We start from the raw sequence: 8,484 nt of genomic DNA, 5'->3' as shown, positions 1-8,484 counted from the left end.
AGCAGGAAGTCGGCGCCGGCTACTTCGACGACGTGACCACCGTGATCCAGGGCGGTTCCTCCAGCGTGAAGGCCCTGACCGGCTCGACCGAAGAAGAGCAGTTCCACTGATCTGCCTGAATCCACAGCCCCAAGAGGTTGAGGAGACATCAAGCCCGGGCTGGTCCCGGGCTTTTTTGTGGGAAAATCAACGGCTTCATCAAGCAGCAAGAGCGAGAAAGGCAGTCTGGTTATGACACCGCGAACTACTGAGAGGTTTGTCTCGGCCTTCTAAGGCCTGCAGTTCGCGCCTGCCCGATCCCCTTTCTCACCCCTACAGCGCGGCCCATGCCGCGCTTTTTCGTTTCTGGACTTCCCCATGCTTCACATCACGCTTCCCGACGGTTCGCAACGCGAGTTTCCTGGCCCGGTGACGGTGGCCGAAGTGGCCGCTTCCATTGGCACCGGTCTGGCCAAGGCCGCACTGGCCGGCAAGATTGATGGCAAGGTGGTGGACACCAGCTTTCAGATCACGGGCGACAGTGCCTTGTCCATCGTCACGGCCAAGGATGCCGATGGCCTGGAGGTGATCCGCCATTCCACCGCCCACTTGCTGGCGTACGCGGTGAAAGAGCTGTTTCCGGACGCGCAGGTCACCATCGGTCCGGTGATCGAGCACGGCTTCTTCTACGATTTTTCGTACAAGCGCCCCTTCACGCCCGAAGACCTGTTGGCCATCGAAAAGAAGATGAACGAACTGGCGAACAAGGACGAGCCGGTGGTGCGCCGCGTGCTGCCGCGCGATGAGGCGGTGTCCTATTTCAAAGGGCTTGGCGAGCACTACAAGGCCGAGATCATCGCCAGCATCCCGAGTAACGAGGATGTGTCGCTGTACCGCGAAGGCAAGTTTGAGGACCTGTGCCGCGGCCCGCACGTGCCCAGCACGGGCAAGCTCAAGCACTTCAAGCTGATGAAGGTGGCGGGCGCCTACTGGCGCGGCGATCACCGCAACGAGATGCTGCAGCGCATCTACGGCACGGCCTGGGCGACCAAGGACGAATTGCAGCAGCACCTGACGATGCTGGAAGAGGCGGAGAAGCGCGATCACCGTCGCCTGGGGCGCGAGTTGGACCTGTTCCACATCGACGAGCATTCGCCCGGCACGGTGTTCTGGCACCCCAAGGGCTGGACGGTGTGGCAGGAGGTGGAGCAGTACATGCGCCGCGTGTACCGCGAGAACGGTTACCTGGAGGTCAAGGGCCCGCAGATCCTCGATCAGGGCCTGTGGGAGAAGACCGGCCACTGGGACAAGTACCGCGAGAACATGTTCGTGACCGAATCGGAGAAGCGCGACTACGCGCTCAAGCCGATGAACTGCCCGGGCCACATCATCATCTTCAAGCAGGGCATCAAGAGCTACCGCGACCTGCCGCTGCGCTTCGGCGAGTTCGGGCAGTGCCACCGCAACGAGCCCTCGGGTGGCCTGCACGGCATCATGCGCGTGCGCGCCTTCACGCAGGACGATGGCCACATCTTCTGCACCGAAGACCAGATCCAGTCCGAGGTGGTGGCCTTCACCACGCTGCTGCAGAAGGTCTACAAGGACTTCGGCTTCACCGACATCATCTACAAGCTGTCCACCCGGCCCGAAAAGCGCATCGGTACCGAAGAGAGCTGGGACCGTGCGGAGGCCGCGCTGGCCAACGGCCTCAAGGCCTCGGGCTGCGACTTCGAGTACCTGCCGGGTGAGGGCGCTTTCTACGGTCCCAAGATCGAATACACGCTCAAAGATGCGCTGGGCCGTCCTTGGCAATGCGGCACCATCCAGGTCGATTCCAATCTGCCCGAACGGCTGGATGCCGAGTTCGTGGGCGAGGACGGCTCGCGCCATCGCCCCGTCATGCTGCACCGCGCCATCGTCGGTAGCCTGGAGCGCTTCATCGGTATCCTGATCGAACAGCATGCCGGCGCACTGCCGGTTTGGCTGGCGCCGACCCAGGTGGTGGTGGCCGGAATCACCGATGCCCAGGCCGATTATGTCCAGGCAGTGGCGAAAACGCTGCAAAAACAAGGGCTTAGGGTCGAAACAGATCTGCGCAACGAGAAAATCACGTATAAAATACGGGAGCACGCGTTGCAAAAGCTGCCTTACATCCTGGTCGTGGGCGACAAGGAGAAGGCCGCTGGCGCCGTGGCTGTGCGGGCACGAGGTAACAAAGACCTCGGTGTCATGTCGCTGGAGAGCTTCTCCGAACTGATCGCGACAGACGTTTCCTCCAAGGTTTGATGTCAAACGCTCCGGAAGGCCCCTCGGTTGCTGCGCACCGCGCGTGGGCCCATTGAGGCTTTTTGTTGTCTGAACCGCCCACGTCAAGGAACACACCATCGCTACCAACTTTCGTGACCGTCGCCAACGCGAAGAGCGTGCACACCGTCTGAACCGTGAAATCATGGCCCCCGAGGTTCGCCTCAACGGGCCGGAAAACGAGCCACTGGGCATCGTCAGCCTGATGGAAGCCCTGCGCATGGCGGGTGAGCTGGACGTGGATCTGGTCGAGATCGCGGCCACCGCCAATCCGCCGGTGTGCCGCCTGATGGACTACGGCAAGTTCAAGTACCAAGAGCAGAAAAAGGCGGCGGAAGCCAAGGCCAAGCAGACGGTCATCGAAATCAAGGAAATCAAATTCCGACCCGGTACCGACGACGGCGACTACAACATCAAGATGCGCAACATCCGTCGTTTTCTGGACGAGGGTGACAAGTGCAAGATCACGCTGCGGTTCCGTGGCCGCGAGATCACCCACCAGGAGTTGGGGCTCGCACTGCTGAACCGCATCCGGGACGACCTCGGCGACACCATCCTCGTCGAGCAGTTCCCGAAGCTTGAAGGGCGTCAGATGATCATGATGATCGCGCCCGGACGCAAAAAGGCCGGCGGCCCTGCGCCCAAGGTCGATGCGGTGCCCGCCGACCAGGCGTCGGCCTGAGCAGGCGTCGGCCTGAGCCGGCGAGAAAAGACAGAGGATTGGATCGGCAGGGTAGTCGCCTGCCGTCCGAGGCCAGTGGTGCAAGCCGCTGAGCCGAAAGAGCGGTCGCAAGGCCGTTCGTAAAAGTGGCTCGGGGCCAACAAGTCCGCGGAAGGTTCGCGGCGCCTCACGAGCACAAATGAAAAGGAGCATGAAGATGCCCAAAATGAAGACCAAGAGCAGCGCGAAGAAGCGTTTTCGCGTTCGTCCCGGTGGCACCGTCAAGCGCGGTCAAGCCTTCAAGCGTCACATCCTGACCAAGAAGACCACCAAGAACAAGCGCCATCTGCGTGGTGCGGTGACTGTCCATGAGACCAATATGGGTCACATGGCACAGATGCTGCCCGGCATGGGCATTTGATCAACGACGAACAAGGAGCAACACATGCCTCGCGTCAAACGTGGTGTAACGGCACGCGCCCGTCACAAAAAAGTTCTCGCCCTTGCCAAAGGTTTCCGCGGTCGCCGCGGTAATGTCTTCCGCATCGCCAAACAGGCGGTGATGAAGGCCGGTCAATACGCCTACCGTGACCGCCGCACCAAGAAGCGCGTTTTCCGTCAGCTGTGGATCGCGCGTATCAACGCCGGTGCACGCGCTTGCGGCCTGACGTACAGCCAGTTCGCCAATGGCCTGAAGAAGGCTCAGATCGAGATCGACCGCAAGGTCCTGGCCGATCTGGCCGTCAACGACGTTGCTGCTTTCAACAGCATCGTGGAGCAAGTCAAAGCCAAGCTGGCCGCTTGATTCACGACCGTCCTCGCCGGCTCCGGCCGGCGGTGACAACGTCGCTCGAAGGGGTTGAGGCTTGAGGGATTCCCTCGCTGCTCTCAGCCCCTTTTTTGTTTCCCCGCACGAGACACACATGAACGAGTTGGACGCACTGGTCGACAGCGCGCGCGCCGCGTTTGCGCAGGCCGCCACCCCCGCCGATCTGGAAAACGCCAAGGCGCAGTACCTGGGCAAATCGGGTCGCATCACCGAGCTGATGAAGGGCATGGCGGCGCTGCCGGTCGACGAGAAGAAGACCCGCGGTGCGGCGATCAACGTGGCCAAACAGGCCATCGAGGCTGCGCTGACCGAGCGCCGCCAGGCGCTGGCCGATGCTGAACTCGAAGCACAGCTCAAGGCCGAAGCGCTGGACGTGAGCCTGCCGGGCCGTCAGCGCGGGCAGGGCGGCTTGCACCCCGTGAGCCTGACGCTCGAACGCATCGAGGCCATCTTTGGCTCGCAAGGCTTCGAAGTGGCCGAAGGTCCCGAGATCGAGTCCGACTGGTTCAACTTCACCGCACTGAACACGCCCGAGGACCACCCGGCGCGTTCCATGCACGACACCTTCTATGTGGAAGGCGGTAGCGCCAAAGCGCCGAACCTGCTGCGCACCCACACCAGTCCGATGCAGATCCGCCATGCGGTGCAGCACGTCAAGCGCCACCGCGCCGCGCTGGACGCCGGCCTGCCGATGCCCGAGATCCGCGTCATCGCCCCGGGCCGCACCTACCGCGTGGACAGCGATGCGACCCACTCGCCCATGTTCCACCAGTGCGAAGGCCTGTGGATCGGTGAGAACGTGAGTTTCAAAGACCTGAAGGTCGTGTTCACCGACTTCTGTCGCACCTTCTTCGAGAGCGACGATCTGGTGCTGCGCTTCCGCCCCAGCTTCTTCCCGTTCACCGAGCCCAGCGCCGAGATCGACATCCAGTTCCAGAGCGGGCCGCTGGCCGGTCGCTGGCTGGAGGTGGCCGGTTCCGGCCAGGTGCACCCGAACGTGGTGCGCAACATGGGGCTGGACCCGGAGCGCTACATCGGCTTTGCCTTCGGCATGGGCCCGGACCGCCTGACCATGCTGCGTTATGGCGTGAACGATCTGCGCCTGTTCTTTGACGGTGACATCCGCTTCCTGCGTCAGTTCGCCTGATCCCCCGAGCCGCTTGTCCACGTACCGAGTCGTTTCATGCAATTCCCTGAATCCTGGCTGCGTGCCTTCTGCAATCCGCCCCTGACCAGCCAGCAGCTGGCCGACACCCTGACCATGGCCGGTCTGGAGGTCGAAGAGCTGCGCCCGTTCGCGCCGGCCTTCACCGGCGTGGTGGTGGGCCAGATACTGAGCGCCGAACAACACCCCAACGCCGACCGCCTGCGCGTGTGCCAGGTGGACGTGGGGCAGGGCGCTCCGCTGAACATCGTCTGCGGCGCGCCGAATGCGCGTGCTGGCATCAAGATCCCATGCGCCACCGTCGGTGCGCTGCTGCCACCGGGTGAAGACGGCAAGCCGTTCGCCATCAAGCTGGGCAAGCTGCGCGGCGTCGAGAGCCAGGGCATGCTGTGCTCGGCCAAGGAGCTGCAGATCTCTGAAGAGAGCAACGGCCTGCTGGAGCTGGGCGACGACGCCGTGGTGGGCCGCAACATCCGCGAACAGCTGGGTCTGGACGACATGCTGTTCACACTCAAGCTCACGCCCAACCTGGCGCATTGCCTAAGCGTGTACGGCATTGCGCGCGAGGTGTCGGCACTGACCGACACGCCGTTGCAGCAACCCGAATTCCCCAAGGCCGTGGTGCTGGCGCAGGACCGCCTGCCGGTGAGCGTGCAGGCGCCCGACCTGTGCGGTCGTTTCAGCGGTCGCGTGGTGCGCGGCGTGAACACGAAGGCGCAGACGCCGGCCTGGATGGTCGAGCGCCTGGCGCGCTGTGGCCAACGCAGTATTTCGCCCTTGGTGGACATCTCCAACTACGTGATGTTCGAGCTGGGCCGCCCCTCGCACATCTTCGACCTCGACAAGATCCACAGCGGCCTGCAGGTGCGCTGGGGCCGCGAGGGTGAACAGCTCAAGCTGCTCAACGGCAACACCATCACGGTGGACGCCGACGTCGGCGTGATCGCCGACGACCAGCAGGTCGAGTCGCTGGCCGGCATCATGGGCGGCGACGCCACCGCTGTGTCCGACGACACGCAGAACATCTTCATCGAGGCCGCTTTCTGGTGGCCCAAGGCGATCGCCGGACGTTCGCGCCGCTACAACTTCAGCACCGACGCGGGGCACCGCTTTGAGCGCGGTGTGGACCCGTCCACCACCGTCGAGCACGTTGAGCGCATCACGCAGCTGGTGCTGGACATCTGCGGTGGCCAGGCCGGCCCGATGGACGACCAGACTCTGGCGCTGCCCGAGGGCAAGCCGGTCACGCTGCGCGTGGCCCGTGCGGTCAAGGTGATCGGCATGTCAGTCACGCAGGAACAATGTGCCGACGCGTTGCGCCGCCTCGGTCTGGATGTGACCGAAGGCGAGGGCACGGTCACGGTCGCGCCGCCCGCGTTCCGCTTCGACCTGCAGATCGAAGAAGACCTGATCGAGGAAGTGGCGCGCGTGATCGGCTACGAACAGCTGCCCACGAATCCGCCGTTGGCGCCCATCACCGCCAAGCTGCGCGCTGAGAGCAAACGCGGCCCGTTCGCGGTGCGCCGCCAGCTGGCCCAGCTCGGCTACCAGGAAACCATCAACTTCAGCTTCGTCGAAGAGCGCTGGGAGCGCGAGCTGGCCGGCAACGCCGACCCGATCAAGCTGCTGAACCCGATCGCCAGCCAGATGAGCGTGATGCGCTCGTCCCTGCTGGGCAGCCTGATCGCCGTCCTCAAATTCAACCTGGACCGCAAGGCCCAGCGTGTGCGCCTGTTCGAGCTGGGCCGCGTGTTCCGCAAGGACGCGTCGGTGCAGGACAGCGACACCAGCGTCGCCGGTTTCGACCAGCCGATGCGCGTGGCCGGTCTGGCCTACGGCGGGGTCGACAACCAGCAGTGGGGCAGCGCGGAGCGCAACGTCGATTTCTTCGACATCAAGGGGGATGTGCAGGCGCTGCTGGCGCCTCTGCAGGCCACGTTCCAGCCGGCCGAGCACCCCGCCATGCACCCCGGCCGCTGCGCCAGCGTCTGGCTGGGCGAGCGCTGCATCGGCCACGTGGGCGAACTGCACCCGAAATGGCGTCAGGGTTACGACCTGGCCCATGCGCCCGTGATGTTCGAACTGGCGCTGGACGCCGTGCTCCAGCGGGACGTGCCCATGTTCCAGTCGGTCAGCCGGCACCAGCCGGTCGAGCGCGACATCGCCATTGTCGTGAAGGAGTCGGTCACGCACGCCGCCGTGATGGAGGCGATCCGCAAGCCGGGGAGTGTGCTGCTTCGCGAGGCCGTGTTGTTCGATGTGTACCGTCCGAAAAAGTTGGCCGATGGCAGCATCTCCGGCGGTCTGGCGGTCGATGAAAAGAGCCTGGCCGTGCGTCTGACCCTCAACCGTGACGACGCTACACTGACCGATGAGGAAATCGAGACGGTGGTCAGGGACGCGGTTCAGTCGTTGGCCCAGCAGGTGGCGGCCCGTCTGCGCTGACCTCTGAGCAGCCTTTACATGCATCTCCAGGAGCACATACCCATGGAACTCGCGGTGGAAAGCCTCGAAACCCCGGCGTTGACCAAGGCGCAGCTGGCCGAGCTGCTGTTCGACCAGATCGGTCTGAACAAGCGTGAGTCCAAAGACATGATCGATGCGTTCTTTGACCTCATCACCGACAGCCTGGTCGAAGGCACCGACGTGAAGATCTCGGGCTTTGGCAATTTCCAGATTCGCACCAAGGCGCCGCGGCCGGGCCGCAACCCGCGCACGGGCGAACCGGTGGCCATCGAGGCGCGCCGTGTGGTGACCTTCCACGCCAGCCCCAAGCTGAAGGAACAGGTCCAGGCGGCGGTCATCGGCGGTTGAACCCGCGGTAGGCGTCGCAACCGAACCCGGTGACCTCAAGTCACCGGGTTTTTTTGTGTCTACGCGTATCGGACATCCGTTGGGTGCCCGCATTCGGGGCTATTTGCAACAGTTTGTGCAGAATTTGTGGCTTCGTTGCGCACGCTGTCCTGTGTTAGAGTAAATTTCAAGGTTCGGTTCGTACCGCCTTGATTTTCATGGAAAAAACGCTCCCGCCGATTCCCGCAAAACGCTACTTCACCATTGGTGAGGTGGGCGAATTGTGCGGTGTCAAGCCCCACGTGCTGCGGTACTGGGAGCAGGAATTCACCCAGCTGCGACCGATGAAGCGGCGAGGCAACCGACGCTACTACCAGCACCACGAAGTGCTGATGATCCGCCGCATACGCGAACTTTTGTACGACCAAGGCTTCACCATCAGCGGGGCCCGCAACAAGCTGCAAGAGCTGGTGCAGGCCGAGCGTGACAAGCGCCGTGTGGATGGTGATGACGCCATCGATGTGACGGAGCTGGATGGCGAGGTGCCGGAGGACGAAGGGCCTGCGGAGGTTCCATCGCTGCCTGCGCAGGAGCTGGCTGGCACGGTGTTGCTGGGGGGCGTTCGTCGTGAATTGCTGGAAATTCGCGAATTGCTCAGCCTCCAAGTCTGAAAGCACCCAATTGCACGCTATAATCTGAGGCTTGTCGGCGTGTAGCGCAGCCTGGTAGCGCACTTGCATGGGGTGCAAGGGG

General features: G+C 63.3%; 8 protein-coding genes. All 8 read left to right on the top strand.

The window, feature by feature from the left end; all coding sequences use genetic code 11:
* Positions 1–357: 357 nt before the first annotated feature.
* Positions 358–2,265 (top strand): threonine--tRNA ligase, encoded by a 1,908-nt coding sequence (thrS, locus tag RMP09_RS02775; RefSeq protein ID WP_310564478.1) that lies wholly within the window; start codon positions 358–360, stop codon positions 2,263–2,265.
* A gap of 97 nt (positions 2,266–2,362) precedes the next feature.
* Complete coding sequence (gene infC / locus RMP09_RS02770; RefSeq protein ID WP_310564479.1) at positions 2,363–2,965, top strand: translation initiation factor IF-3; 603 nt, start codon at positions 2,363–2,365, stop codon at positions 2,963–2,965.
* 196 nt (positions 2,966–3,161) lie between these two features.
* A complete protein-coding gene (rpmI, locus tag RMP09_RS02765) occupies positions 3,162–3,365 on the top strand; it encodes a 50S ribosomal protein L35 (RefSeq protein WP_066151481.1) in 204 nt (67 codons plus the stop codon).
* 24 nt (positions 3,366–3,389) lie between these two features.
* On the top strand, positions 3,390–3,749 hold the full coding sequence (rplT, locus tag RMP09_RS02760) for a 50S ribosomal protein L20 (protein WP_066151478.1): 360 nt from the start codon (positions 3,390–3,392) through the stop codon (positions 3,747–3,749).
* 118 nt (positions 3,750–3,867) lie between these two features.
* Positions 3,868–4,920, top strand: a complete 1,053-nt coding sequence (gene pheS, locus RMP09_RS02755; RefSeq protein WP_310564477.1) for a phenylalanine--tRNA ligase subunit alpha — start codon at positions 3,868–3,870, stop codon at positions 4,918–4,920.
* Between the two features lie 36 nt (positions 4,921–4,956).
* The gene (gene pheT / locus RMP09_RS02750; protein WP_310564476.1) at positions 4,957–7,383 is read left to right on the top strand and encodes a phenylalanine--tRNA ligase subunit beta; all 2,427 of its coding nucleotides are present in this window, start codon (positions 4,957–4,959) and stop codon (positions 7,381–7,383) included.
* Positions 7,384–7,425: 42 nt separating this feature from the next.
* Positions 7,426–7,752 carry an integration host factor subunit alpha gene (locus RMP09_RS02745; RefSeq protein WP_310564475.1) on the top strand — a complete coding sequence of 109 codons (327 nt, stop codon included), beginning with the start codon at positions 7,426–7,428 and terminating at the stop codon, positions 7,750–7,752.
* A gap of 197 nt (positions 7,753–7,949) precedes the next feature.
* Entirely contained in the window at positions 7,950–8,402 is a 453-nt protein-coding gene (locus RMP09_RS02740) for a MerR family transcriptional regulator (RefSeq protein ID WP_310564474.1), read from the top strand.
* The last annotated feature ends 82 nt before the right edge of the window (positions 8,403–8,484 follow it).

The sequence above is a fragment of the Hydrogenophaga sp. genome (assembly GCF_031426985.1).
Lineage (GTDB): Bacteria > Pseudomonadota > Gammaproteobacteria > Burkholderiales > Burkholderiaceae_C > Hydrogenophaga.
This window is presented reverse-complemented; position numbering and strand designations above follow the sequence as displayed.